We start from the raw sequence: 25318 nt of genomic DNA, 5'->3' as shown, positions 1-25318 counted from the left end.
ATGGTAGTTTTGGATATAAAGAGTTAATAGAAAAGATTTATGTAAACTACATTTTCATTTTTTTTCATCGGTAGAAGAAAGAATATGAACTATTTTTAACCCTTATTATGAGTCAAGATATTAGTTTTAGAAGAATTAATAAATTAGCTATTCCAGCTTTAGTTGCTGGTATTGTAGAACCTTTGCTGTCTACTACTGATTTGGCAATTGTAGGTAATATTCAAAACAATGCTACAGAAAGCATTGCAGCGATTGGAATTGTAGGTGCTTTTTTATCTATGCTAATTTGGGTTTTTGGTCAAACAAGAAGCGCTATTTCTTCGATAGTTTCACAATATTTAGGAGCTGATAAATTAGAAGAAATTGAAGATCTTCCAGCTCAAGCAGTTTTTATAGTAATTGTTGCAAGTTTAGTTATTTTACTGCTCAGTTATCCATTTGCCAAACAAATATTTGAATTTTATAATGCACAAGGAATTATTTTAGATTTTTCAATCCAGTACTATAAAATACGTGTTTTTGGATTTCCTTTTACTTTATTTGTCATTGCTGTTTTTGGGATTTTTAGAGGTTTACAAAATACTTATTATCCGATGTTAATAGCAATTGTTGGAACTATAGTAAACATTGTATTAGATTTTGTTCTAGTGTATGGTATTGAAAATTATATTCCTGCAATGAATATTCAAGGAGCAGCTTATGCTAGTGTCATTGCTCAGTTTGTAATGGCATTATTATCCTTGTATTTATTACTTACTAAAACTACGATACGGTTAAAATTTAAATTACCATTTAATAGTGAAATACCGCATTTCATTAATATTATAGTAAACCTTTTTGTTCGAACAATAGCTTTAAATGTAGCCTTATATTTTGGAACATCCTATGCTACTGCGTACGGGAAAGAGTATATAGCAGCATACACTATTGGTTTTAATATTTGGTTAATGGGAGCTTTTATGATTGATGGATATTCTAGTGCAGGAAATATTCTTTCAGGAAAGTTATTAGGAGCAAAAAAATATAAAATCCTCCTACAACTTGGCAGAAAACTTGTTATTTATGGTTTATTATTTGGTAGTACTTTGGCTGTAATAGGATTTATATTTTATACTTTTATAGGACAAATATTTACCAAAGAACCCTTAGTTTTAAAACAATTTTATAAAAGTTTTTGGATCATTTTATTAATGCAACCAGTTTGTTCGGTAGCCTTTATATTCGACGGTATGTTTAAGGGGATGGGAGAGGCTAAATATCTAAGAAATTTATTACTAATAGCAACTGCGTTTATTTTTATTCCTGTTTTAATGATTTTTGATTATTGGAATTACAAATTAAATGCTATTTGGATTGCTTTTTATTTATGGATGATAGCAAGAAGTATTCCTTTATTATTAATTTTTAAGAATAAGTTTTTACCATTAGCTAATCAACAAAAAGCTGAATAGAAAATTGCTATTTTTGAATAAACCATAAGAGACACATGACAACAACTAGAATTAACGGAAGTTTATATACTAAAATCGAAAGTAATATTGCCACTATTGAATTTGGACATCCAGCTAGCAATTCCTTTCCAAGCGAATTATTAGATCGCTTGACAAACGAATTCAATGAATTGTCTAATAATGATGAGGTGGCTATTATTGTACTAAAATCTGAGGGAAATAAAGCTTTTTGTGCAGGAGCTTCATTTGATGAATTGGTAGCCATTACAAATTTAGAGGAGGGTAAAAAGTTTTTTTCAGGTTTTGCAAATGTAATTAACGCTATGCGAAAATGCTCAAAGTTAATTATTGGAAGAGTACAAGGTAAAACTGTTGGAGGAGGAGTAGGTTTAGTAGCAGCATGTGATTATGTTTTTGCTACAGAGCACGCTTCTATTAAACTTTCTGAATTTACCATAGGAATTGGTCCTTTTGTTATCGCTCCTGCTGTAAAACGTAAAATAGGAGTAAGTGGTTTATCAGAACTGACTTTAGAAGCTACCAATTGGAAAAATGCTTATTGGGCAAAAGAAAAAGGATTGTATGCTCGAGTATTTGAAAGTATTGATGAAATGGATAGGGAAGTAGATCTTCTTTCTTTAAAATTAGCAAGCTATAATCCCGAAGCATTAAAAGAAATGAAAAAAGCATTTTGGCTAGATACAGAAAATTGGGATAACTTATTAATCGAAAGAGCAGAAACCTCTGGAAAGTTGGTTCTGTCAGACCATACGAAGAAGGCATTAACTAAGTTTATACGATAAGTATAACAACAACAGTTTATAAAAAATTAAAAGACCTCTAAATTTATATAAATTAGAGGTCTTTTTTACATAATAGAAATAGTATCAAAAATTATATAGTAATAATTTTTTTGCTTGTTAATAGTATTAATTGTGAATTATTTTATCACCACCATCAAAGTCGCCAGTTGTTTTTCCATCAGTATTAGGTCTACCATTGGTAACTAATAGAACACCAGCTGCATGAGGAGCAGCCATTGATGTACCACTAAATACACCATATCTACCTCCGGGTAAAGTAGAATTAACTTTACTTCCAGGAGCAGCATAGTCTACAGGACCTCCCCAATTTGAAAAATAAGACATATCATCTTTATTATTCATTGAAGAAATGGTATAAAAGTTTTTACCATTAGCTTTTGCTGGGGTGAAAAAAGCAGCAGGGGCAGAAGAATTACCAGCAGCTACAGAAACATATACACCCGTTGCAGCTAACTTAATTAAAGCTGTTTCAGCAGGAAAACTACCTCCAAAAAATGAAGGTCCACCAAGACTTAAGTTTACAACATCACCTGGACGAGAATTTTGAGCAACATAATCAACGCCTGCAAGTATATCTGCATAAGATCCTGATCCTTGATCACTTAAAACTTTTATACCGGCTACTTTAACTCCTGCAGCAACGCCTACTACACCAAAATTATTATTGATAGCGCCTATCGTACCGGCAACATGTGTTCCATGACCATTACCATCATCAGGAGTTCCTTTTCCAGTAAAATCTTTTGATCTAGCAACATCAACGTTTAAATCTGGATGGTCTAAATCGATTCCTGTATCAATAACCCAAGCAGTTTTTGATGATTTAGAAAAATCTCTAGGACCTCCCACTCTTGCAATCCCCCATGGTGTTTTTTGTTGTCTATCTTCTCCACCAGATACATCTCCAGTTTCGCTACATAGCCAAGGAATAATTTGACAAATTGGATTAATTCCAAAAATAACATTATCGTGTACTTTATAGCCTTTTTCTTTTAGAAGCTTTGCTTGACGAGGTTCAAGTTTTGCAAGAAATCCTACATTCGCTTTAGAACTATACACTTTCATTATTGCTTCTTTTTGTAAAGCGATTTCTCCTGATTTAAAAATATCTTCTACATAACTACGAACAAGACTTTGTCTTTGTCTATAATTAGAAGCATTTTTCAATTGTGTGTTATTTTCGAACATCTTTTGTTTTTGCTCCTTTCCGAGTAAAACAATGTATTCTCCACTAATTTTTTCAGCTTCTTTAAAAGTAACAAGCGAAGTGTCATCTTGAGTTATAGTAACTTCTTCTTCTATCTTATCACTCTCACAAGAGTAATTAAAAGCTAGAATTGTTAAAAAAGCATAAAATAATTTTTTTCTATTCATATTAAGAAGGTTTTTAATTAAAATTTCACAATATTATTGAAAATATGTTAAAAAATTATTATTAATTGTGATTTTTACAAAAAGAATATTTTTATTGTATTCAACAAAATGATGCTCCGTAGTTGAATTTATTGAGTTTTGTGTTTTTTAATTTAAATTATTGTTTTTGTGGTATTTATGTAAAAACACTATAAAATTTTAGATAATCAAAGAGGTGGGGATAGCATATAATTCTTAAAAAAAAGCAGTTGATTACAAAAAGTCAAGCGCTAAATCAAAAACAACAAAATAGTGCTTATAACTTTTCTTTATGGAACCTTAAAAATCTAGTAAATTCAATTCAAATTTGTACTTTCGGATCCACAAATTAAATTCTGAAAAGATGGATAATGTTTTATTTGCAGGATTGGCATTTTTAGTTGCAATCGTATACTTTTATAATAAATACAGAAGTAATAAAAAGTTTAGAAGAAAGTGAGTAATATTAGAATTACAAAACAATTTAGTTTTGAAACAGGGCATGCACTTTATGGTTATGATGGAAAATGTAAAAACGTTCACGGGCACAGTTATAAGCTTTCGGTAACAGTCATAGGGCAACCCATAATGAATTCTTCAAATGTAAAGCATGGAATGGTTATAGATTTTGGAGATCTAAAAAAGATTGTCAAAGAGGAAATAGTCGATGTATTTGATCATGCAACGGTATTTAATAAAAATACACCACATGTAGAATTAGCTAAAGAATTGATAGATAGAGGACATCATGTTATTTTAGTTGATTATCAACCAACCAGTGAAATGATGGTTATTGATTTTGCGCAGAAAATTATAAAATATCTTCCTGGTAACATCAAATTATATTCATTAAAACTTCAGGAAACAGAAACAAGTTTTGCAGAGTGGTATGCATCAGATAATTAATTGATTAATTCATACAATAATATATGAGTTTTTGTATGAGCTAAAAAAAACATCATATTTCAATCATGCTTTCGTGTCAATTTTAGTGATTTGGAGTAAAAGTTTTAGATATAAAATTAAAAAGAGCGAGATGATTCTCGCTCTTTTTATATAGAAATTAATTATTTACATTGTTCATTAAGCTTTTTAAAATCATTTTTTTTGAAGTAAGTATAGCTTGTCATACCTGAATGCTCTACAAAACCAATAATTTCTTTAGATTTTGTATTAATAATTATCTTATGAGTTATTGGGATAACTGTACTTAATGAGAAACCACTTAATTTACCTTTTGATTTTTGTAGTCTTTTTACAATTGGAAAAGCAACAAGAATATCTTCTTCGTTAATAAATGCTTGTGCTATCCTATTAGCTGAAACCAATTCTATATTTGCTTTCGGTAGCAAATCTTTTAATGAATTTTTTATTTTACCATGAACTATTGTCTCTTGAAATAAAATGTTCTTTCCTTCTAATTCTTTACAATTTTTCTTCATTTCTTCTTCTGCAAATTCTTGAAAAGATATTTTATCGTTTAACGTTAAAACTTTTTCAATGTATTTTTGCGAAAGTATAACAGAGGCAATCATATTCTCTTTTGATAAAAGTTTTGGGCCATTTTTACGTTCCTCTATTAATCGTTCAATAGCTTTTTTAAGTTCTTTGTCAGCATATCCAGGAGTATTATAACTTACATTAGTAAGGTGGTTTTTATAAGACGCTTTATGTCTTTTATTTTCAGAACTACCATAAGTAATTATTTGAACATCTAAGCTATAGTAATACATGAATCTTGAACCTATGTCATTTATATTAACGTTTACATTTTCTGGAGTTAAATCAAGTACAGCATATTGACTTGTTTTAGCATTTTTTAATTCTTCTTTGGTAAAATACTTTATGTTATCCGTGTTATTTAATTTCCAGTACGTTGTTATAACTTCTTTAATATTGGTGTTGAAATAGCTAATATGATTTCGATAATCGTTTAATTGTTCTTGAAATTTTTCCTTTTTTTTGTTATTCTTTGCTATCTTTTTTTCTAATTTTTCAATTAGTTTTTTGTTTTCTTTGAGAAGAATAACAGCTAAAGGTTTATCTGTTAAGTTTTTGAGTTCTTTTATTTTTCCTTTAATACAATTTTGACTATTCGTAAATTGAAAACATAAAAAGGATAAAAGTATTAGGGCTTTTTTCATTTTTGATAATTAATTTAAGGGTATTTATTATTCGATGTGATTATGCAATTTTTTTAAGAAGTGCGAAAATAGTATTTTTTAATCAATTGGCACTTTTCTAGTTTTTTTATTTTTTAAAAAAACATTATTATTTTGCATGTATTTTAGACTTGGTACCTATGATTATTTATTCAGTGTTAACCTTTGATAAAAAATTACTTAAATGATGTTTTAAACTTTTTAAAAGAGCAGTAAGATGATGATAAATAGCTGAGGTGTTTAGGTAAGTATAAGGGAAAGAAAGCCTTTTAATGTCCAAAATGATGAATAACTAAAAAGTGTATAAAGAAGGGAGGCAAATATCATTGCGATACTTTTTAAAAATATAGTTGTATTTTATTTTTAGATCTCAATTTTGATGAATGAAGATGTTTTTGTAGGTATTTATTTAGGTAGTTTTGAGACAGGAACCAGAAGCCTCTCTAAAAAGAAAAATTAGACAGAGCTTACTTTAAATAGCTAATACATCCACTATTTATTTACCGTTAAACTCGTTCATGGTATTTGCTAGACCTGCTGTAACAAAAGAGGTAACTGCATTAACACTAAAAGGGATACGTTCTATCATAGCACTTTCTTCTTCATTACTCCATTCACCTAAAACAAAATCTACTTGCCCACCTTTTCTGTATTCTGATCCTACTCCAAATCGAAATCTTGGATAGGCTCCTGAGTTTAATTTATCTTGAATGTCTTTCAAACCATTATGGCCACCTGAGCTTCCTTTACCTTTAATTCTAACTTTACCAAATTCAATATTCAAATCATCAGTTATTACCAAGATGTTTTCTATTAGAATATTTTCTTTTTTCATCCAGTATACCAATGCTTTACCACTTAAATTCATGTAAGTATTTGGCTTTAAAACGGTAACTGTTTTTCCTTTAATTTTAACGGTAGCAATATCTCCTAATTTTTCAGTTTCAAAATTTCCTTTATGCTCTTTTACAAAGGCATCCACAATTTTAAATCCAATGTTATGTCGAGTATTAGTATACTTTTCGCCAATATTACCAAGCCCTACAATTAGAAATTTTTTCATTTGATTAAGTTTATCAAGTATTTTTGAATGAAAGTAATTGAAAAATAATTTTTAGTAAGAAAAAAAAGCGCTACACAAGTGTAACGCTTTTTTCTTAAAAATAGAATATTTTATGATTCAGCTTCAGCTGCTGCTTTGGCTGCGTTACGAGACATACGTACTTGTGCAACAACAGTATTGTCTGGGTGCAAGATAGTATACTTTTCATTAAATAACTCAGTAACGTATAATTTGTTACCAATTTCTAGCTCAGTAATATCTGCTTCTAAGAAATCAGGTAAATTAGCTGGTAATGCTTTAACTTTTAATTTACGTAAGTTATGACGTAAAGCACCACCAATCATAACTCCTTTAGAACTTCCTACTAATTTTACAGGAATTTCCATAGTAATTTGCTTGTCCTCAAATAATTGATAAAAATCAATATGTAAAATTTTATCAGACACAGGATGGAATTGAATATCTTGTAAAACAGCGGTATATGATTGTCCGTCAAGTTCAATCGTTGCAGTATAAACGTTTGGAGTATACACTAACGATTTGAACGCTTTTTCTTCTGCTGAAAAGTGTACAGGCTTGTCTCCTCCGTATAATACGCAAGGAACCTTTCCAGCATTACGTAAGGCTTTAGTAGCTACTTTACCTACGCTTTCTCTTTGAGATCCTTTGATTGTAATTGATTGCATTACTTTTTAATTTATGATTAAATTACATTAAAAATTCATCGCTAATAGATGTATTATCTTGCACTTTATGCATAACATCTGCGAATAAAGTGGCGCAAGATACAACTTTTATTTTAGATATATGCTTTTTTAAAGGAATTGTATCAGAAACAATTAATTCTTTTAACTTTGAGTTTTCTATCTTCTCATAGGCATTACCTGATAATATTGGATGTGTTATAATAGCACGAACACTTAAGGCACCTCTTTCTATCATCAAATCCGCTGCTTTGGTCAATGTACCACCCGTATCAATCATGTCATCTACTAGGATAACATTCTTTCCTGTAACATCACCAATAAGTTCCATATGACTAATCACGTTTGCTTTTTTACGTTGTTTGTAACAGATTACTACATCACTCTCAAGGTATTTAGAATAGGCATAAGCTCTTTTAGACCCCCCCATATCAGGAGAAGCAACAGTGAGTTTATCTAAATTTAAACTTTCTATGTAGGGTAAAAATATAGAGGAAGCAAATAAATGATCTACAGGTTTTTCGAAGAAACCTTGGATTTGATCGGCATGTAAATCCATAGTCATAATCCTAGTAGCGCCAGCTTCTTCCAACAATTTCGCAATTAATTTGGCTCCAATTGCAACTCTTGGTTTATCTTTTCTGTCTTGACGCGCCCAACCAAAATAAGGTAATACGGCAGTAATATGTCTTGCTGATGCACGTTTAGCTGCGTCTAGCATTAATAACATTTCCATAAGATTATCTGCATTTGGAAAAGTAGAACCAATGATAAAAATTCTTCTTCCTCTTACAGATTCTTCAAAAGCTGGCTGAAATTCTCCATCACTGAAGCGTAATATGTTAACATTACCTAATTCTGTTCCAAATTTCTTTGCAATTTCTTCTGCTAATTCTGTACTCTGAGAACAAGCAAAAAATTTAGGAATTAAATGATTTTCTGACATTTATAGAAAGTGTATTTTTAGTTTGTGTTGTTATGTAGAAACAAAAATAAAACTATTTTAAGAGTTTAAAAGTATTTTTGTTAATTAACTAAAATATTTTAATAAATTTGCAACCGATAATCGCCAAAGTGGTGGAATTGGTAGACACGTTGGATTCAAAATCCAATGTTCGCAAGGACGTGTGGGTTCGAGTCCCACCTTTGGTACAAAAGGTAGCTACAACATAAGCTACCTTTTTTTGTTCCTTAATTAATGTCGTTTTAAGCTAATCAAAAAACGCTCAATTAAACGTAAATCTTCTGTAATGATCTCCGCAAAACCAAGCATTTCTTGCTTAAAGGCTATTTCTTTGTTATATGAAGTAATTAATTTTTTAGGAAGTGATACATTTATAAAGTAATTACCTTCTTTATCTGGGATTACAGCTATTCTATTCACTTTTCCTTTTAAGATTCCAAATTCGACTTCAGGATAATTTTCTAATTTAATATTTACGGTTTGTCCAATTTTTATTTTTCCAGACCAATTTTTACAAGGCTTTTCAAGCCAATAGATTCAGCAACATCACTTAAACCTAACAAACTACTTCCTGTTCGTAACGTTTCGCTTAAATTTCGTAATTGTTGCAAACAAATAGTCCTACCATAATTTTTAGCTATGATTTTGAGATAAAACGGAAATTGTACCCTCAAAATAATGGATAAATTTTGTAATAAAAACTCTTTTTATTACCCCTTAAAAGATTCTTTAATCACAGTTTTTTTTGGTTCTGGAGGAATACGTTTGCTTAGAAATAGTATTTGTCCTAAATGGCTAGATTGATGTTCCATAACATGAAACCAACAATATTGATTACTCCATCCGTAGACTTTCTGTACTTCTTGAAACCATTGGTCATCCCTTTTTCTTAATTCTCGAATAGTTTTTTGACGCACTTTATTATAAATATCCAAATAATACTGAATGTCTTTTCCTTGAAATTGATCTCTCCCTGCCTGGTCTAAACTTAATGCTACTTCCCATTGCTTTTGTTCTTCTGGATTAAACCCTCTACTTTCAAAAGTAAAAACTTGGTAATATACCTCTGCTGCTGCTAAGTGCATAATAAGCGCACCAATTCTATTGGCTTTTTCGTCATGCAAGTGATCAATTTGATATTGACTCATGTTTTTTACCTTTCGTTCTACTCTTTCTTTTAAATCTTCCAGCATAGAAATCATGGCTTCAATTTGCACTTGACTTCCTTTTTCACCTTTGATACCAATTTTTACCACTTCTTTTTCAATGCCTTTGGCTTTGATAAGCAAAGCTTTTTTTCCTTGAACAGCATCATTAGTTAACGACACGTTGAATCCTTTTACACCATAAGTTTTTTCGGTGGAATAGCCTTCACTCCAATGTGCTAAGACATTTTCTGAATGCACGTTTTCAAAGTCTGAGTTGAGTAATTTATAAGGTTCAAAATCACCTTTTTCATTTTGAAATGATAAAGAAAAGTCATCAAAATAAAAGGCACCATTATTTTTACACAGCCCACCAATGATGAGGGCTTTGGAGTTGCTATCGATAAAGCCATCTATCTCATAATAACGCCACTCATTAGAAGTTATGGGTCTATCATACATATTATCATAAAATCCAGGTTCTTCGTTTTTAGTTTTTACATTTACCCAAATACTTCCCCAAGCTAATGAGTCGTTAGACATCAATTTTACAGCAGCTCGAAATTTAAAGGCCGCTTTTTTATCGGTTTCCACTTTTATAGATTGTATAAATGGTTTCCATCTACTTGTTTTTACTTTTTTTTGTCCGTTTACGGAAAACACCATTAGTATAATAAAGCTAAAGGTTAGTAACAATTTAGTGTTGTGCATGTACATAGTAATTTTTATTTTTTTAATTGATAATCAGGGTGTCCTGTTTGCCAAAGCAAAAGTTTCATAACATTTACTGTTTCTTGATCTTTTTTTTTTGGGATGCTTGAAAGTCATAACCTTTTTTTCTCTCGAACACCAGTTTAAAATATTTTTGTGTTCTGTATTTCTAAAGTTATTAAAATTTCGTGTTTTGTCAAATGTATGGATAAGGAAAGTAATTTTAAAATTAAGTTGCCATAAATTTATAAATTTAGTGTTGTTTTTAAAGTATTCAATTGTTTAATGAAATAAGAAGGATAAATACCTGTTTGCTTGAAAAAAGAGGATGAAAAAGACTGCGTATTGCTAAAACCAGAGGTCTCAGCAATGGCTTTTACCGTATAATTTCTAAATGTTGTATCCATTTTTAAGCGCTCTACGACATAGTTAATTTTAAGTTGGTTTAGATAGTTGGCAAAATTACATTGTTTTTCTTCATTAATTATTTTGGAAAGGTAGGCGCTATTAGTAACCAATTCTTTTGCTAAGGAAACCAACGTGTATTTTTTTTGTAAAAACAATTGTTTCTCTTCAAATTCATGTAGTTTTTTTAATATTTGATTTTTAGTTTCTTCAGAAAGAGTACTTTTCGAATTAGTAGTATTTTGTTTGGTAAGTAATGCTTCTTTGATTTTCGGGGTAGTATTGGAATGCATTAATGTATCGAAGTGCTTCTTATACAGTTTAGTATTTCTAATTTTATAAAAAAGCAGGAAAATTAGAAGCAATCCAATGCTAAGTAGCAGATAAATAAGGGATTTATTTCGTTTACTTTTATTTGCTAGTTGTGCAATAAGCTTCCTTTTTTCTTTTAAAAGTGGTTGTATTTCATAATTGGTTAAGCTACTATTGCTTATGTTAGCCCTACTTTTCCTGAAGATACTATTAAAAGATTTAGAAGAGCTTATTTTTGATTCGGAAAAAACACGTTGTAGCGTGGATGATTGCGGAGTTAAAGATTTGAGCTTTGGTTTTGAACACGCCAATATTAATGGTCGATATCGAGAAATTATTACCGATAAGTTTACTATTGCTTATGGAAGCGGGGCCTTTAAGAATACTACGATGATCAATTTTGAAATGCAAGGTGAAATTGTAGAAATGCATTTTACCATACTAGGCTCTACCTTAACCCAAATGCAGTATATTTCCGAAGAATTTTTAATTAAAAAAAACTAACATAATATTTTCTATGGTAGTGATGTGCAAGGAAAAATGGTAGTTGGAGAAGGGGAGATGTTTAATTTTGAGATAAAAATAAGACCAGATTTTTTTCAAAAATATATTCCAGAAAGTAAATTTTTCAAAAGGTTTATTGCGCTTATTGCGAATAAAGAGGTTGGTTTTTTGAACAAAAGTAATTACCCAATAACACCAGAGATGCATTTTATCATCCACGAAATCGTAAATTGTAAATGGAAAAATACATTTCGTTTGTTATTCTTAGAGTCTAAAGTTTTAGAGTTACTGTTATTGCAAATAGATCAAATAAGCAGTTATAATGGAATTACGGCGTCGTATTCGAGTTCTAAAAATGTAATGGATAAGATGTACCGTGCTAAAGAATTGATTACAAAAAAACTAGATAGTCCTATGCGACTGGCAGACCTTGCCAAAGAGGTGCATACGAACGAATGTACTTTAAAAAAAGAATTTAAAAATATTTTTGGTACTACAGTATTTGGGTATATAAGAAACTTGAAAATGGAGCAAGCAAAGAAACTTCTCTTACAAAAAGATCATTCTGTTTATCAAGTTTCGGATGCGGTTGGCTATAAAAATCCGCAACATTTTTCTACTGCTTTCAAGAAGCATTTTGGCTATACGCCGAGTAAATTATTAAACAAGTAGTTTAATCTTTTGAATCATTTTTTTCTTAAAATTACGATAAATCTATACTTTGATTAAAAATAGCCTAATGCTGATGTTAATAAATTATTACGGATAAGTTTGTCAGTAACTATAGAAAAATTTTAAGTATTGACTTTTAGATAAGAAGTTTTAAAAAAGAGGATTAAATACTAATATTTAATTATTTTTGACAAAAACTATATTTGACTGATATTAAAAATATTTTTAATGAATTTTACAGTCCGTTATGTAATTATGCTGTAAAAATTGTAAAAGATTCAGTTATTGCTGAAGACATTGTACAATCATTATTTATACAGTTGTGGGAGACCAATAAGTTAGTTACAATAGAAAAACCAGAACGATTTTTATTAAGAAGTACAAAGTTTAAATGCATCGATTATTTACGAAAAAACAATTCAAGTACTAAAGTGTTTGCTAGCCAAGAATCATGGGATCAAATTACAAGTACAGTAGATTTAAATGAAGAGGACATTGAACCGTTGTTACACTATTTTGCATCTAAATTACCCCGAAAAACAAGAGAAGTTTTTTTACTAAGTAGAACATCCGGGTTAACATATAAAGAAATAGCGAAAGATAGAGGAATTGCTGTTAAAACTGTAGAAACCCATATGAGTAAAGCATTAAAAATAATGCGAAAGCTTTTAAAGGATCATGACTTTTTTACACTATTAGTACTTTTAGAGTTTATGGATTTATAAAGAAGTCCAAATCACATCGTCTTCTGACTTTAGTGTTGTTCTATTTTCTATTTTAAAATGGGCGTATGTATCAAGACGAATTATTTCTTCTGTTGGAGTTATAATAGTTGTTGTTTTCATTAATTTGGTTAAATAAAATCGTAAAAGATTGTCATCTAGATTTTTAAAAAAACGGTTGCTTTTAAAGTAAACTAATATTTCTTCATTTTTAGCTATTTGATAGGCTCCAGTTAGTGTTTCCCCTAGTCCTTTTAATTCGCATTCTCCCGAAGGTTTAAAAACAAGTTGAAATTCACCTTTGTTAGTATAACTAGCTTTAAATTGTTTTTGTGAATCAAAAACAGACAAATTTCTAGGTAAAAAAATAGTTTTGTTCACAGAGTACTCTTTGCAGCTAACTGCAGAGAAATAACCTGAAATTTCTTTATTATTAAAATTAGAGGCTAAACTACTTGGCTCGTACTCCCCAAAACCACTTATGCCAAGTTCAGACAAAATAGACCACATATATTTTTCATAATTACTTGTTAAGGTATACCTTCGAATCGTTTTATATACACCGGAATTAGGGTTTAAAAAATGACCTGGATTTTCTATAGGAACGGGGTTAGCAAAGCTAATTCTTTTATGGGTGTTTTTTATGTCATGATTACCTCTAGTAGAGGTTAGAAGAATTGAAACTTGTTCTTTAGAAGTAGTATTAACATTCTCCCAAATGGCAGATCTATCCATCCCGAAAATATGTTTTGTTTCTTTACCTGTTCTTTTTAGTGCGTTAAATTCTGCTGAATTAATTTCATCTGCTACTGGCATTGTTTGTGTTGCTGTGTAGGTTTTACCTTTTATAGTTATGGATAATGTATAACTAACATTTTCTTTTCCTGCAAAATAACGGTCACTTTCATAAATTCCTTTTTGAGGTAACTCTGTGAAATTCCAAGTATTTGTATTGTCAGTAATTTTAACAGTAGCATCTGAAATACCTACATTTTTTACAAGATCATTTTTTATACCAATGCTCGTAATAATTACGTGATGTTTTGATGGAGTATTAGTGATTTGACCTTCTATGGTATATTTTACATCTGTGTGGTAGTTTTTTATTAAATCACCAGTAAGTTCCCCTTCATCTAAGCAAGAAGAAAAGGTTCCGATTAATATGAACAGGAAGATTATCGTTTTTTTTAGTACCATATTTAAATATTTTAAAATTGAAAACTGTAAGATAAAATGGGAAATAATCTAAATACATTACCTCCTTCTAATTTAAATTTGTTATCCTCACCTATGTTTTGTAGATTATCTCTAATTGTTATTGGGTTTAATTGCGCATACGCATTGGTAATTCCAGCATTCCAAGTTCCTTTCCAACCTTTTTTACTTATTTTTGGTTTTAAGGTGAACATGAAATCAAGTCTGTGATAATCTTCTAATCTAGCGTTGTATCTTTTGCCGTATAATGGAATTAAAGATTTACCTCCATTTAGTAATTGAACTGCAACCGGTAAGGTATAGGGGCGCCCAGTCTTGTATACCCAAGTGGTTGTAAAATCAAGACGTTTTGTAAAATTGAAAGTCCCTAGTAGATTTAATTGATGAGGTATATCATAGCGAGTTATATACTTTTCTCCATTGTTAAGGTATTTATTTTTAACTGTTGTTTTCGAATAACTATAATCCGCTTTTAGGTGTATTTTTTCGGTTTTATAACCTAAACCTAATTCCATACCGTATGATGTAACATTCCCTCTTCTTAAATAACGTTCGTAATTAGTGTCTCTAATATCCGGATAAGGAACATAATCCAGTTGATTTTTAATATCCTTGTAATAACCTTCTATATTGATTCCGAAATTTCCATATGAATAATCATAGCCAACAGAAAAAATATTGCTACTTAGAGGATCTACATTATTAGAAGTAGGAACCCATAAATTAATAATACTAAAATCATTTTTATAGGGGTGTGGAGAGTGAACAAACTGACGCATTTTTGAGTAAGAGGTATAGGATCTATTATATTTATTAAACTTATATAATAAATTAATTCTTGGCTCTATACCTGCCCAAGTTTTATAGACACCACCATCATTTTGAAAGGTATTACTAACATTAAAATCGGAGTCTAAAGTGATTAGTCTTGCTTTTCCTAGAGCGTTTGTTAGATTAAAATTGATTCCATAGTCAAGTGATAAATTGCTGTTTATTTGGGTTTTATGATTAGTAAATATATTAAGTGAATTAAGCTTTTTTGTGCCAAAGTTTATATTTAGGTTTTCATACAAACCAGGTTGATAATTATGAAACCCTGTTTTTACGCCTGCGTTGAAGGTGTGTCTATTATTTAAATAATAAGATAATTGATATTTTAAATGTACTTCTTTTATATTGCTTTTCCAATTGTCTGCATCATTTGAAATTGTATAATCTCCTTTAAACTCGTTATAAATTAATGAGGTGTTAGCAAATAATTTTTCATTAAAAATGTGGTTCCATCGTATGGTAGCAAAATGATTAATGGTTTTAACGTTAAAAAAAGAACCTTTAAGTGTGTAAATATCTTTTCCGTTATAGAAGGAAAAAAGCAAGTTGTTATTTTTATTGATCTTCCAATTTACCTTAGTGTTTATATCATAATAATTTGGTGAAAGAACTTCTGTGTTCCTAGCTAACAAATCTAATAAACTTTTTCTACCAGAGATTATATAGCTGATCTTGTTTTTTATTATTGGACCTTCTGCTGCTAATCGAACTCCTAAGGTTGAAATTCCACCAGATAACTGAAAATTTTTCTTGTTTCCATCTTTAGTGGTGATATCTAAAACAGAAGCCAGTCGTCCTGAATATTTTGTTGGAAAAAAGCCCTTGTAAAATTTAGTGTTTTTTATGATATCTCCATTTATTACAGAAACCATACCTAGCAAATGAGAATTATTATACAAAGGAGCTTCGTCTAATAACACTAAATTTTGATCAAAATTACCTCCTCTTACGAAGTAAAAAGAAGACCCATCGTTTACTGTACGAATTCCGTTTTGTTGTTGTATGGCTTTTAATACATCAGGTTCACCAGACAGTAGAGGTATTTTTTTTATTTCTGATGATGAAATATTTAAAGCTCCAGCATATTTTTTTCGTAATTTATTTTTTGTTGCTTTAATTTCAATTTCATTTAATTTGGAATTGTCAATTACTAAATAAATGTCTTGACGTTTGTTTTTAACTGTCAATATTTTGTTTTTGTATCCCACATAACTTACAGAAACCGTATTATTTTTTTCAGGTAATGATAGGCTGTAAAATCCGTAGTTATTTGTATTTGTACCCTTACCTGTTTCTACCGAAAAAATTGTAGCGCCTATTAGTACTTCACCCGACTTTTCGTCAAAGATATAACCAGATATAATTTTATTCTTTTTCTTATCTTTTTTTGATTTGGCATAAATAATAATGGTATTTCCTATTTTTTTATAGGTTAGTTTTTCTGATTTTAATAAGTCGTTTAAAATTTCATATAATGTTTTGTTTTTATATGATTTATTTATTTTTTTATGTAATTCTTTTAAATTGTTGTTATATGAAAAAGATCTATCGATAGTCTTTTTTTCTAATTTATGTAGGGCATCTTTTAAAGTAATTTTATTGAATTTAACGGTAATTTTTTGTGCCATTGAATTAACACTAATACATAAAAGCAAAACTGCTAATAGGTGTTTCATTTTTTCGTTATTTTGTAACTATTATCCTCTTTGTTAATATTTATGGAACAGGTTAATTTTAATATTTCAATGATTTCAGTAATAGGACTGCTAGTGAATTTTGCGGTTAAATGACAATTAGGTAATGTCTTAGTATTCTCTATATTTAGCTTTGTTTCATAGAACGTATTCAAATCTCTTATTACTTGATTTATCGGGGTGTTGTTAAATTCAAAATTTCCTGTTTTCCAAGCTAAATAATTCTTGTTTTTTGTCTCGAAAGACTCAATCTTCGTTGCGTCTACTTTTGCAGTTTGGTTAGGTGTAATTATGATTGATTTATTTAATTGATTAGCTTTCACAAAAACTTTACCTGTTTTTACGCTTACTAATGTTTGCAAACTATCTTCTTTAATATTAAAAGATGTTCCTAAAACAGTTACATTGGTAGTTTTCATTTGCACGGTAAATGGACGGTTTTTGTCTTTGGCAATCTTAAAAAAAGCCTCTCCGTTAAGAGATACTTCTCTCGAATTGGTTTTAAAATTTTTAAGATATGAAAGTGTTGAGTTTTTATTAAGCCAAACAATAGAACCATCTTCTAATAGAACTTTTTTACTTTTTACTGTTGTATTTGAGGCTATTGTTACAGCAGTATTTACCCTACTATTTAAAGCGAAATACCCTATAAAAACTGTAGTTAGCAGTAAAGCAATTGTAGCTACAATTTGTCTCATAGATGTAAATAATGGTATTACCTTTGTTTGTTGCTTTCTTTTCATTTGCTGTTCTATTTTTTTGAGTGCTCTTTGGGTATTGAATTCTATTGTATCTATGGTTTTTCCATTTACGTTCCATAACTTTCTTAGTGCTTCGTACTCTAGTGGAGATTGTTGTTTAAATTCATCGATTTCCAACTCTTCTTTTATGGTTGTTTCTCCAGAAAAATGTTTTGCTAATAGGCTATAAATTTCACTCATACATATAATTTTAAAACCGCTCACCCCCAAATAAAAATAGGAGATACCTTTAGTTTATTTAAAAACTAAAGGTATATTTTTTCTTTATAATATATCTATTATAATGTCATCAATAGCAACAGCTTCTTCTCCTCCCATTTCTATTTTTATATCGGTGATTTTATTGTTAATGTTAGCAGGGAAATTTAAAACCAAATTTGTCCATTGATTTTTTTTGTCTAGCTCAGATTGGATTACCCACGAATTTTTTTCGTCTTTGATAGTGATTTTAATATTAGATTTACCTGAATTTAAAATCGAAGTTTGATAGTATTTTAACCTTAATTGTAAAGGACGTGAATTATTTACTTTAGTAATATTAAACTCTTCTTTTAATAAAATTGTAGCTTTACTTTTAGTTTTGCAATTTTCAGGATTAAATGCTAAAAATCTTCCATTGTTTTGACTTTCTTTGTAGTCTACTTTTTTAGAATTATGTTCCTTTGTTGTTCCTATTCCTGCTTTATTACAACTTGATGCTCCTTGTTCAATACTAGATTTTTCTGTATCCGCATTTATAAATTGTTCAGGCGAGGATTTTTCAAAACTTTCAGAAAAAAAAGGCTTGTGTTTAATTACAGGAGGTTTTGGAAGTATCTCTTCACTATTATTACAAGAAATAGTTACTGTTAAAATACTTAAGAAAACTGTTACGATATTTATTGATTTTTTAATCATTTTAAACTTGTTTTTAATATTTGTTTCAATGATATGTCGCAGTAAAAAGAATACACCCTTAGTTTTTTTTAATTTTTTTAAATAATGTAAGAAGAATACAAATCAGTTTTTTATTAAATACACTATGAAATGATTAAGAACTATAAAAATTCGTTTCCTTATAAATAGTTATTAGGTTTTGATTTATAGTGTTTTATAGTAATTAACTTAAAGTGTATTTATTTTTGAGAAGACCTTACAATTTTTTAAATTATTATAAAGCTATATTTTGAGTAGTTTTTTCCATAACTAATTTGTTCTTTCCAATTTGTTAAATTATCAATTTCAATTTTTAAGAATGTAATTAGTTTTAAAAAGCAAATTGGAGCATTAAAAAGTTTAATACTTTAAGAAAGCTATTTTTAACTAGTATTTTTATTTTTCGAGACTAAGTTTAGTATGTTATAGCGCTAATTAACATTATTTTTTTATAATGTTATACAAACTAAAATTTATATTAATTATTGAGTTTGGAAAGTTTGTATATATAAGTTTATTTATAATAAATATGCAACAAATAGTTTTTTCAATATTCGTCTTCTTATTTCCATTTAAGATAAATAACTTTTATTTAATTTATGTTGTTATTTTTTGTAAGCTGTTATTGTTTGATTCAATTTTTTTACCGCACATCCTTTGTTTATTTAGTAATTAGATTGTCTACGAATTATTTTTAAGTATTTAATTATAGTTTTTTATTATCGTTAATTTATTATCTATAGTTTTTTTATATATAGATTTGAATTAAATCAATTAATAATATAAAAATGAAGAAAATTGTATTCAGCCTATTGGCTTCTATGATTCTTTTATCTTGTTCTAGTGAAAAGAGGCAAAGTGATAAGAAAGAAGCGGGGGGCTGTCCTTTTGGTTTTGATAAAGGGCATAAGAAAGAACAGATCTCTGAGAGAAAACTAAACAAAGATTGGTGGCCCAATAAACTAAATTTAGATGTTTTGGCTCAAAATTCTGAACTAAGTAATCCTATGGGGGAAAAGTTTAACTATGCAGATGAATTTAGTAAGTTAGACTACAAAGCATTGAGATCAGATTTAACAAAATTGATGACGGATTCTAAAGATTGGTGGCCAGCAGATTATGGCCATTATGGCCCTTTATTTATTAGAATGGCATGGCATAGCGCAGGTACTTATCGAACAGGCGATGGAAGAGGAGGAACAAGAATGGGATTACAACGTTTTGCTCCACAGAATAGTTGGCCTGATAATGGTAATTTAGATAAGGCAAGAAGGTTATTATGGCCGATAAAACAAAAGTACGGGAAGAAAATTTCATGGGCAGATTTAATGATTTTAACTGGAACTGTTGCTATTGAGTCAATGGGATTAAAAACCATAGGTTTTGCAGGAGGGAGAGAAGATGTTTGGGTTCCACAAGAAGATGTTTATTGGGGTTCAGAATCTGGATGGTTAGAAAGTAGAAGACTTAATGAAAAAGGTGAATTGGATTTAGAAATCGAGAATCCGTTAGCAGCTGTTCAAATGGGGCTGATATATGTAAACCCAGAAGGTCCCAATGGAAACCCAGATCCCTTAGCTTCTGCAAAAAATATTCGAATTTCTTTTGATAGAATGGGAATGAATGATGAAGAAACAGTTGCGTTAATTGCTGGAGGGCATACTTTTGGAAAAACACATGGAGCTAGTGCTGTTGAACATGTGGGTGCTTCGCCTGAGGCTGCAGGAATTGAAGAGCAGGGCTTAGGATGGAAGAGTAGTTATAAATCAGGTAAAGGAAAAGATGCCATCACTACTGGACTAGAAGTTATTTGGACTCCAACACCTACAAGATGGAGTCATGCTTTTTTGAATACGCTACTCAATAATGAATGGGAATTAACTAAAAGTCCAGCAGGAGCTCATCAATGGTCAGCTAAAGGAGTTGGAGAAGTTTTTCCTGATGCATTTGATAAAAATAAACGACATAGACCAACCATGTTAACATCTGACTTAGCTTTAAAATTTGACCCAAAGTATAAAAAGATTTGTCAAAAATTTTTAGACAATCCTTTGTCTTTTGATGCTGCTTTTGCAAAGGCATGGTTTAAGTTGACACATAGGGATATGGGACCAAAAACAACCTATTTAGGAAATGACATACCTGAGGAGGACTTTATTTGGCAGGATCCAATACCCGTTTCAAACGGAAAAGTAATTTCTAAAAAGAATATAACTGAGTTAAAAAAGATTATTTTAAGCTCAGGAATTCCAGCAAACCAATTGATAGAGACGGCTTGGGCTTCGGCATCTTCATTTCGCGGATCTGACAGAAGAGGAGGTGCTAATGGAGCAAGAATCCGTTTAGAGCCTCAGGTTAATTGGGAAAGCAATAATCCTAAACAATTAAAAAAAGTATTAGCTATATATGAAGAAATACAGTCTAATTTTAATAAAAAAAATACCCTAAAAGTATCTCTCGCTGATTTAATTATACTAGGTGGTTCTGCAGCTATTGAAATAGCAGTAAAAAAAGCAGGATATACAATGGAAGTACCATTTATTCCAGGAAGAATGGATGCCACTCAAACACAAACAGATGTTAATTCTTTTGCAGTTTTAGAGCCAATAGCCGATGGGTTTAGAAATTATCAAAAGAAAAAATATACGTTAAAAACTGAGGAGCTGCTAGTGGATAAGGCACAATTACTAAAGCTAACAGTTCCTGAGATGACTGTCTTAGTAGGTGGAATGCGTGTGTTAGATGCAAATTTTAATAATTCTAAAAATGGGATATTTACTCAACGACCAGGAGTGTTAACAAACGATTTTTTTAAAAATCTTTTAGATATGCGAATAAAATGGTCACCTGTTTCTGAAGATAAATTAGAATTTAAAGGAATAGAGAGAGGTACTGACAAATTAGTATGGACAGCAACAAGAGCCGATTTAATTTTTGGCTCTAATTCTGAGCTTAGAGCAGTCGCTGAAGTATATGCTAGTGATGATGCTAGAGAAAAATTTGTAAAAGATTTTATAGCAGCTTGGACAAAAGTGATGAATTTAGATCGATTTGATGTTAAAATATAAAAATTACTTAATCTTTATTTTTAAGTTTTAAGTATTTGATAATTAGGATTTAATGAAGCGATACAAAATTTGTATCGCTTCATTTTTTATATTTAAAATAAAGAATTGTATTTTTACGGCATCTGTTCAAAATGGGGATGTAGCTCAGTTGGCTAGAGTGTTTGACTGGCAGTCAAAAGGTCGCGGGTTCGAGCCCCGCCTTCTCCACAAAAAACTCTTATACTTTATAAGAGTTTTTTTTATAAAATGTTAATAAATTATATATCAACATTTTTTCTCTGTGATTTGAAAAATAAGATGATTTTTTTTCAGTATCCACGTTTTTTAATTCTAACAACCATATTTATTTTAATTAGTTAATGTTTTGAAAAAAGTAGCTATCCTTTTAAAAATAGCGACTATCATACAATAAAAATAATTACGTTTGGGCTGAATATATAGGCTATTCAAGAATCTATAGCACAGAATAAAAATCAAATTAAATATTATTTTTATGCAAAAAGGTAACTTAATTAAATTTGGAACCGAATCGATGACTACAGGAGCAGCAACACTTCATCATAAGGTTGTTTGGGAATCTAGTACAGGTAATTTAGAAGATCTTTCTCATATTAAAACAAGAGAAAGAGTTGTTTGGGATTCTGCTCCTATTGAGTTTGGCGCACCTATAGAATATCAAAGATCAGCATTCCATAATGGATTAGGTACTAATGGAGCAAATTCAGGTTTTGCTTCTGATGATCACTCGATCGTTCCACCTGAATTTAAATATCAGCTAGCTACTGATGGAGAATCGAAGGTTTGGAAAATGAAACAACAATATGAAATGCAGATAGACGGAGGTGATTGGGTACCGATACCTGATGCAGTGTTTGAAATTACCCGCTGGTTTGAAAGAAAAGGAAAAGACTTGATAGCTTATACCGCAAAAAGAAGAGTTGCGGGTGTTGAAGGCACAATGCATAGGGCAATGGTTAAGGTCCCCGGTTGGTTTAAATAAAAAAGTATTTTTATTTATAAAACATAATCAAGAAAGCTATTTTTCAAGCGCTTACTTGATTATGTTTGCTCTTAAAATTATTAAAAGAGCTGATTTTTAAGTGACTAGAGAAATTCTATTTTATGGTAATTGACTTTGTTATTCTCTATTTTAATCAACTTTCTAATTATTTGATTTTTAGTGTAAAAAAAGCATATAAAAGGACCAGAAATTAATGTATTATCTAAATTTAAAAGTTCCCCGTTAACAAGTTTTGTTTTAGTGACTACCTTTTGACCTGAAAGGTTATACACCTCTATATCGAGATTATCTATGGTTTTATCATTAGAACGATATTTAAGGGTATTATTGGAAATCTCAAATATAACTTCCATCACAGAAGAAGAAGCATCGATGAGAGTCTCTAAAAACTTTCTTTGATTAGTGTAACTTACAAACTTTGTATGACTATCAATTTGAAAAATTTGACGACTTACAGCTATTCTAGCACCGTCAGGATAATTTGTATGAATTTCATAAAGAGACCTATTTGATTTTGTTTTTAAAGTATTGAGATTGGATCCGTGTCCCTGAAAGTAAATCTTTAATGTTTTTAGTTCATTATTTTCACAATTCAAAACATTAAGATTTTTATTAGGTCTTATATCCAAAATTTCAATTTTATTGTTAGCACAACTCAAATATTTTAATTCTTCATTATTACTAGTGTCGAGATTTGTTATTTCGTTGTTGTTACACAGAACAGATTTTATTTTTAAATTATTTGACATGTCAAGAAAGCGTAACATATTATTTGAAATATGTATTGTTTCCAGCTCTGGAAGTTCTGCTATATTTAAATTTCGTAATCTATTATTACTTAGTTTTAAAAACCGTAGGTATTCAGAAGAGGGAAGTTTTAATAAACGAAGTTTATTTCCACTACACGACAAATATTTCAGATTAGCATTATGTTTTATTTCAAGGTAAATGAGATCGTTATTATCGCAGACTAATATTTGTAGTTTTTGATTTAAAGATAAATCTGTGTGCCTAACTTTATTACCAGAAAAATCAAGATATTTTAAATTTGAAAACTCTTGAATGCCCTCAAGTGATTTTATGTTTTTATTCGAAATATCAAGGTTGACAAACTTAAGAGCTTCAATATTAGTGATTTCATTATCGTTGTTTTGATTTATTGAAGATTGAAGTAAATATTTTTTAAAGTTTACATCTGGAATGTCAATAGGGTACACATATTGAGAATAACAGTCTGTTATAATTGTTATTTTTGCTATAACTAAAAATAGCTTTAATTTTTTCATTTTAAAGAATAAATTGGATAATATGTTATTGTTGGAAGGGGTTTGGAATTATTATAATGTTATTAAAACATCAAAAATCGAAAAATATAGCCTTATAATGATGACCTACACTAGGTTCTAATATTTGCCACAAAAGTAATATGTTTTTATGGGATGAAAGTATATTTCGTTCAAAAAAATAACCTTTAAATAAATAAAAAACCAATGAATTAAAATTTAAAATGTTACGTTATTATTATACTATATGTTCAGATTTGATAATGAATATTTAATAGATTAAGATAGCTTAATTTGATAAAACAATTAATATTAATAGAGAAATTAAAAACAAAAAGGTAGTCGAGATAATTACGTTTGTGGAATTCTCTTTATTTCTAATTGAGCCATTTTGAATTCCTCACAGGTATTAATGTTTCTTATCAAATTATCATCAACCTCAATAACTTTAATGTCAGTGTTGATAAGCATTTTTCTCGGACAAGAATAACCTTGAGCTAGGTATTGCAATAGTTTACCATACGCTTTGGGTTCATAAATAGTTACCAAAGGTTCAGGAAACTCTTTGTTTTTTCCTTTGATAGTTGTGGCAATTTTACTGGGATCTCTATTTTCTAGTAAAAGTTGAATAATCTCTTTATTTATAAAAGGAATATCAGTGGCTAAAACAAACCAAGCAGTATTGGGTTTTTTTTGAAAAGCCGAACAAATGCCTCCGAATGGACCTAAGTTGAGAAAAGTATCATTAATTTCATTAGTTTTATTAGTAGAAGGTGAAATATTTCCTACGGAAAAAAAGGTTTCTAGAGAACATTCTTTAAATAAATCTTTAAGGTGTTCTTTTTGTGGTTTTCCATAATAGTTTAATGTAGATTTATCCATCCCCATTCGAGTACTCTTACCACCAATTAATACCAGTCCTTTTACAGGAGCAATGTTATCTTTTATAATACTTTCAATATGATTTGTAATTCCATCCACATCTTTAATATCGTAGCATTTTATTTTTTTTATTTTGGGAAATTTTTCTACTAGGCAGTCAAAGAAATGAGTCTCTTTGTTTAGTTTAATTATAAAAGCAATATTAGTTATTTGAGACAATCTTTTTTGAATTGAAGCTTCTTTTTCACCGTCTAGAATAATAATTTGTTTTTTGCCTGGATAATGATTTCCATTTATAAAAACTAAATCATGGTTGTAAAACTGTAATCTTTGCTCGTATTTGTTATGGTGAGAACTAGTGCTTATTTTAAGGTTTCCTTCATAGTGGAAAGTATATTCCGTTAATATATTTTCATCAACGTTTTTGGCATGAGATGCATCAAAGTATCCTAAATTGAAATACGTAAGTTTTTTACTTATTATATAAATTAAATTGCTAATAGTAGTGCATTTAGTACCCAAAATAGCAATTTCATTAGGAGCAAAATTATCGTTATTTTTTTTACTTAACAGAGCATGTTTATGGTGTTGTTGCATTTTAGAGTATCGCTAGGCGG

The 25318-nt window shown here is 29.7% G+C and carries 23 protein-coding genes and 2 tRNA genes; 10 read left to right on the top strand and 15 right to left on the bottom strand.

Annotation, left to right across the window (positions count from 1 at the left end; translation table 11 throughout):
• Nucleotides 1-107 precede the first annotated feature (107 nt).
• Nucleotides 108-1451, top strand: a complete 1344-nt coding sequence (locus ACSIGE_RS09210; RefSeq protein WP_440879581.1) for an MATE family efflux transporter — start codon at nucleotides 108-110, stop codon at nucleotides 1449-1451.
• Nucleotides 1452-1486: 35 nt separating this feature from the next.
• Nucleotides 1487-2254, top strand: coding sequence for an enoyl-CoA hydratase/isomerase family protein (locus ACSIGE_RS09205; protein ID WP_440879580.1), 768 nt, complete (start codon nucleotides 1487-1489; stop codon nucleotides 2252-2254).
• Between the two features lie 126 nt (nucleotides 2255-2380).
• Here the strand turns inward: ACSIGE_RS09205 and ACSIGE_RS09200 are convergent, their stop codons facing one another.
• The gene (locus ACSIGE_RS09200; protein ID WP_440879579.1) at nucleotides 2381-3649 is read right to left on the bottom strand and encodes a S8 family peptidase; all 1269 of its coding nucleotides are present in this window, start codon (nucleotides 3647-3649) and stop codon (nucleotides 2381-2383) included.
• Between the two features lie 474 nt (nucleotides 3650-4123).
• Here ACSIGE_RS09200 and ACSIGE_RS09195 point away from each other — a divergent pair, with 474 nt between their 5' ends.
• The gene (locus tag ACSIGE_RS09195) at nucleotides 4124-4573 is read left to right on the top strand and encodes a 6-pyruvoyl trahydropterin synthase family protein (RefSeq protein WP_440879578.1); all 450 of its coding nucleotides are present in this window, start codon (nucleotides 4124-4126) and stop codon (nucleotides 4571-4573) included.
• Between the two features lie 161 nt (nucleotides 4574-4734).
• On the opposite strand, the gene ACSIGE_RS09190 is transcribed toward ACSIGE_RS09195, so the two are convergent.
• From ACSIGE_RS09190 to ACSIGE_RS09175, 4 genes are all read right to left on the bottom strand, one after another.
• Nucleotides 4735-5811 (bottom strand): hypothetical protein, encoded by a 1077-nt coding sequence (locus tag ACSIGE_RS09190; RefSeq protein ID WP_440879577.1) that lies wholly within the window; start codon nucleotides 5809-5811, stop codon nucleotides 4735-4737.
• Nucleotides 5812-6325: 514 nt separating this feature from the next.
• Entirely contained in the window at nucleotides 6326-6892 is a 567-nt protein-coding gene (gene pth / locus ACSIGE_RS09185; protein ID WP_440879576.1) for an aminoacyl-tRNA hydrolase, read from the bottom strand.
• A 110-nt stretch (nucleotides 6893-7002) separates the two neighbouring features.
• Entirely contained in the window at nucleotides 7003-7578 is a 576-nt protein-coding gene (locus tag ACSIGE_RS09180; protein WP_440879575.1) for a 50S ribosomal protein L25/general stress protein Ctc, read from the bottom strand.
• Between the two features lie 22 nt (nucleotides 7579-7600).
• Nucleotides 7601-8542 (bottom strand): ribose-phosphate pyrophosphokinase, encoded by a 942-nt coding sequence (locus tag ACSIGE_RS09175; protein ID WP_440879574.1) that lies wholly within the window; start codon nucleotides 8540-8542, stop codon nucleotides 7601-7603.
• Nucleotides 8543-8664: 122 nt separating this feature from the next.
• On the opposite strand from ACSIGE_RS09175, the gene ACSIGE_RS09170 reads away from it, so the two are divergent.
• Nucleotides 8665-8748: transfer RNA gene (locus ACSIGE_RS09170), tRNA-Leu, on the top strand.
• 43 nt (nucleotides 8749-8791) lie between these two features.
• Here ACSIGE_RS09170 and ACSIGE_RS09165 read toward each other — a convergent pair.
• The 4 genes from ACSIGE_RS09165 to ACSIGE_RS09150 form a co-directional block, all read right to left on the bottom strand.
• Complete coding sequence (locus ACSIGE_RS09165) at nucleotides 8792-8980, bottom strand: hypothetical protein (RefSeq protein ID WP_440879573.1); 189 nt, start codon at nucleotides 8978-8980, stop codon at nucleotides 8792-8794.
• Nucleotides 8981-9051: 71 nt separating this feature from the next.
• Nucleotides 9052-9234, bottom strand: coding sequence for a cysteine peptidase family C39 domain-containing protein (locus ACSIGE_RS09160; RefSeq protein WP_440879572.1), 183 nt, complete (start codon nucleotides 9232-9234; stop codon nucleotides 9052-9054).
• Between the two features lie 36 nt (nucleotides 9235-9270).
• The gene (locus ACSIGE_RS09155; RefSeq protein WP_440879571.1) at nucleotides 9271-10416 is read right to left on the bottom strand and encodes a DinB family protein; all 1146 of its coding nucleotides are present in this window, start codon (nucleotides 10414-10416) and stop codon (nucleotides 9271-9273) included.
• Nucleotides 10417-10661: 245 nt separating this feature from the next.
• Nucleotides 10662-11114 carry a helix-turn-helix domain-containing protein gene (locus tag ACSIGE_RS09150; protein ID WP_440879570.1) on the bottom strand — a complete coding sequence of 151 codons (453 nt, stop codon included), beginning with the start codon at nucleotides 11112-11114 and terminating at the stop codon, nucleotides 10662-10664.
• A 199-nt stretch (nucleotides 11115-11313) separates the two neighbouring features.
• Here ACSIGE_RS09150 and ACSIGE_RS09145 point away from each other — a divergent pair, with 199 nt between their 5' ends.
• From ACSIGE_RS09145 to ACSIGE_RS09135, 3 genes are all read left to right on the top strand, one after another.
• On the top strand, nucleotides 11314-11637 hold the full coding sequence (locus ACSIGE_RS09145; protein WP_440879569.1) for a hypothetical protein: 324 nt from the start codon (nucleotides 11314-11316) through the stop codon (nucleotides 11635-11637).
• Between the two features lie 36 nt (nucleotides 11638-11673).
• On the top strand, nucleotides 11674-12309 hold the full coding sequence (locus tag ACSIGE_RS09140; RefSeq protein WP_440879568.1) for a helix-turn-helix domain-containing protein: 636 nt from the start codon (nucleotides 11674-11676) through the stop codon (nucleotides 12307-12309).
• A 203-nt stretch (nucleotides 12310-12512) separates the two neighbouring features.
• Entirely contained in the window at nucleotides 12513-13034 is a 522-nt protein-coding gene (locus ACSIGE_RS09135) for an RNA polymerase sigma-70 factor (protein ID WP_440879567.1), read from the top strand.
• Here ACSIGE_RS09135 and ACSIGE_RS09130 read toward each other — a convergent pair.
• The 4 genes from ACSIGE_RS09130 to ACSIGE_RS09115 form a co-directional block, all read right to left on the bottom strand.
• Entirely contained in the window at nucleotides 13029-14228 is a 1200-nt protein-coding gene (locus ACSIGE_RS09130) for a hypothetical protein (protein WP_440879566.1), read from the bottom strand. The genes ACSIGE_RS09135 and ACSIGE_RS09130 overlap by 6 nt on opposite strands.
• An 11-nt stretch (nucleotides 14229-14239) precedes the next feature.
• Nucleotides 14240-16753: a TonB-dependent receptor domain-containing protein gene (locus tag ACSIGE_RS09125; protein ID WP_440879565.1), complete on the bottom strand. Its 2514-nt coding sequence runs from the start codon at nucleotides 16751-16753 to the stop codon at nucleotides 14240-14242.
• Entirely contained in the window at nucleotides 16750-17712 is a 963-nt protein-coding gene (locus ACSIGE_RS09120) for a FecR family protein (RefSeq protein ID WP_440879564.1), read from the bottom strand. The genes ACSIGE_RS09125 and ACSIGE_RS09120 overlap by 4 nt, the downstream gene beginning before the upstream one ends.
• Nucleotides 17713-17796: 84 nt before the next feature.
• Nucleotides 17797-18429, bottom strand: coding sequence for a hypothetical protein (locus ACSIGE_RS09115; protein WP_440879563.1), 633 nt, complete (start codon nucleotides 18427-18429; stop codon nucleotides 17797-17799).
• 806 nt (nucleotides 18430-19235) lie between these two features.
• Here ACSIGE_RS09115 and katG point away from each other — a divergent pair.
• From katG to ACSIGE_RS09100, 3 genes are all read left to right on the top strand, one after another.
• Nucleotides 19236-21515, top strand: coding sequence for a catalase/peroxidase HPI (katG, locus tag ACSIGE_RS09110; RefSeq protein WP_440879562.1), 2280 nt, complete (start codon nucleotides 19236-19238; stop codon nucleotides 21513-21515).
• Between the two features lie 133 nt (nucleotides 21516-21648).
• Nucleotides 21649-21722 (top strand) — tRNA-Ala (locus ACSIGE_RS09105).
• A 286-nt stretch (nucleotides 21723-22008) separates the two neighbouring features.
• Nucleotides 22009-22515 (top strand): hypothetical protein, encoded by a 507-nt coding sequence (locus tag ACSIGE_RS09100; RefSeq protein WP_440879561.1) that lies wholly within the window; start codon nucleotides 22009-22011, stop codon nucleotides 22513-22515.
• Between the two features lie 104 nt (nucleotides 22516-22619).
• On the opposite strand, the gene ACSIGE_RS09095 is transcribed toward ACSIGE_RS09100, so the two are convergent.
• Nucleotides 22620-23822, bottom strand: a complete 1203-nt coding sequence (locus ACSIGE_RS09095) for a leucine-rich repeat domain-containing protein (RefSeq protein WP_440879560.1) — start codon at nucleotides 23820-23822, stop codon at nucleotides 22620-22622.
• A 348-nt stretch (nucleotides 23823-24170) separates the two neighbouring features.
• A complete protein-coding gene (locus ACSIGE_RS09090; protein WP_440879559.1) occupies nucleotides 24171-25298 on the bottom strand; it encodes an NTP transferase domain-containing protein in 1128 nt (375 codons plus the stop codon).
• Nucleotides 25299-25318: the final 20 nt, after the last annotated feature.

This window comes from Tenacibaculum profundi, from assembly GCF_052050075.1.
Classification (GTDB): Bacteria; Bacteroidota; Bacteroidia; order Flavobacteriales; family Flavobacteriaceae; genus Polaribacter.
This window is presented reverse-complemented; position numbering and strand designations above follow the sequence as displayed.

Bases quoted from the DNA above. Each gene is read 5' to 3' on its own strand.
- ACSIGE_RS09095 (WP_440879560.1), bottom strand. From the start codon at position 23,822: ATGAAAAAATTAAAGCTATTTTTAGTTATAGCAAAAATAACAATTATA.
- ACSIGE_RS09125 (WP_440879565.1), bottom strand. From the start codon at position 16,753: ATGAAACACCTATTAGCAGTTTTGCTTTTATGTATTAGTGTTAATTCA.
- pth (WP_440879576.1), bottom strand. From the start codon at position 6,892: ATGAAAAAATTTCTAATTGTAGGGCTTGGTAATATTGGCGAAAAGTAT.
- ACSIGE_RS09150 (WP_440879570.1), bottom strand. From the start codon at position 11,114: ATGCATTCCAATACTACCCCGAAAATCAAAGAAGCATTACTTACCAAA.
- ACSIGE_RS09155 (WP_440879571.1), bottom strand. From the start codon at position 10,416: ATGCACAACACTAAATTGTTACTAACCTTTAGCTTTATTATACTAATG.
- katG (WP_440879562.1), top strand. From the start codon at position 19,236: ATGAAGAAAATTGTATTCAGCCTATTGGCTTCTATGATTCTTTTATCT.
- ACSIGE_RS09140 (WP_440879568.1), top strand. From the start codon at position 11,674: ATGGTAGTTGGAGAAGGGGAGATGTTTAATTTTGAGATAAAAATAAGA.
- ACSIGE_RS09190 (WP_440879577.1), bottom strand. From the start codon at position 5,811: ATGAAAAAAGCCCTAATACTTTTATCCTTTTTATGTTTTCAATTTACG.
- ACSIGE_RS09115 (WP_440879563.1), bottom strand. From the start codon at position 18,429: ATGATTAAAAAATCAATAAATATCGTAACAGTTTTCTTAAGTATTTTA.
- ACSIGE_RS09210 (WP_440879581.1), top strand. From the start codon at position 108: ATGAGTCAAGATATTAGTTTTAGAAGAATTAATAAATTAGCTATTCCA.
- ACSIGE_RS09200 (WP_440879579.1), bottom strand. From the start codon at position 3,649: ATGAATAGAAAAAAATTATTTTATGCTTTTTTAACAATTCTAGCTTTT.
- ACSIGE_RS09090 (WP_440879559.1), bottom strand. From the start codon at position 25,298: ATGCAACAACACCATAAACATGCTCTGTTAAGTAAAAAAAATAACGAT.
- ACSIGE_RS09175 (WP_440879574.1), bottom strand. From the start codon at position 8,542: ATGTCAGAAAATCATTTAATTCCTAAATTTTTTGCTTGTTCTCAGAGT.
- ACSIGE_RS09145 (WP_440879569.1), top strand. From the start codon at position 11,314: ATGTTAGCCCTACTTTTCCTGAAGATACTATTAAAAGATTTAGAAGAG.
- ACSIGE_RS09120 (WP_440879564.1), bottom strand. From the start codon at position 17,712: ATGAGTGAAATTTATAGCCTATTAGCAAAACATTTTTCTGGAGAAACA.
- ACSIGE_RS09100 (WP_440879561.1), top strand. From the start codon at position 22,009: ATGCAAAAAGGTAACTTAATTAAATTTGGAACCGAATCGATGACTACA.
- ACSIGE_RS09130 (WP_440879566.1), bottom strand. From the start codon at position 14,228: ATGGTACTAAAAAAAACGATAATCTTCCTGTTCATATTAATCGGAACC.
- ACSIGE_RS09205 (WP_440879580.1), top strand. From the start codon at position 1,487: ATGACAACAACTAGAATTAACGGAAGTTTATATACTAAAATCGAAAGT.
- ACSIGE_RS09180 (WP_440879575.1), bottom strand. From the start codon at position 7,578: ATGCAATCAATTACAATCAAAGGATCTCAAAGAGAAAGCGTAGGTAAA.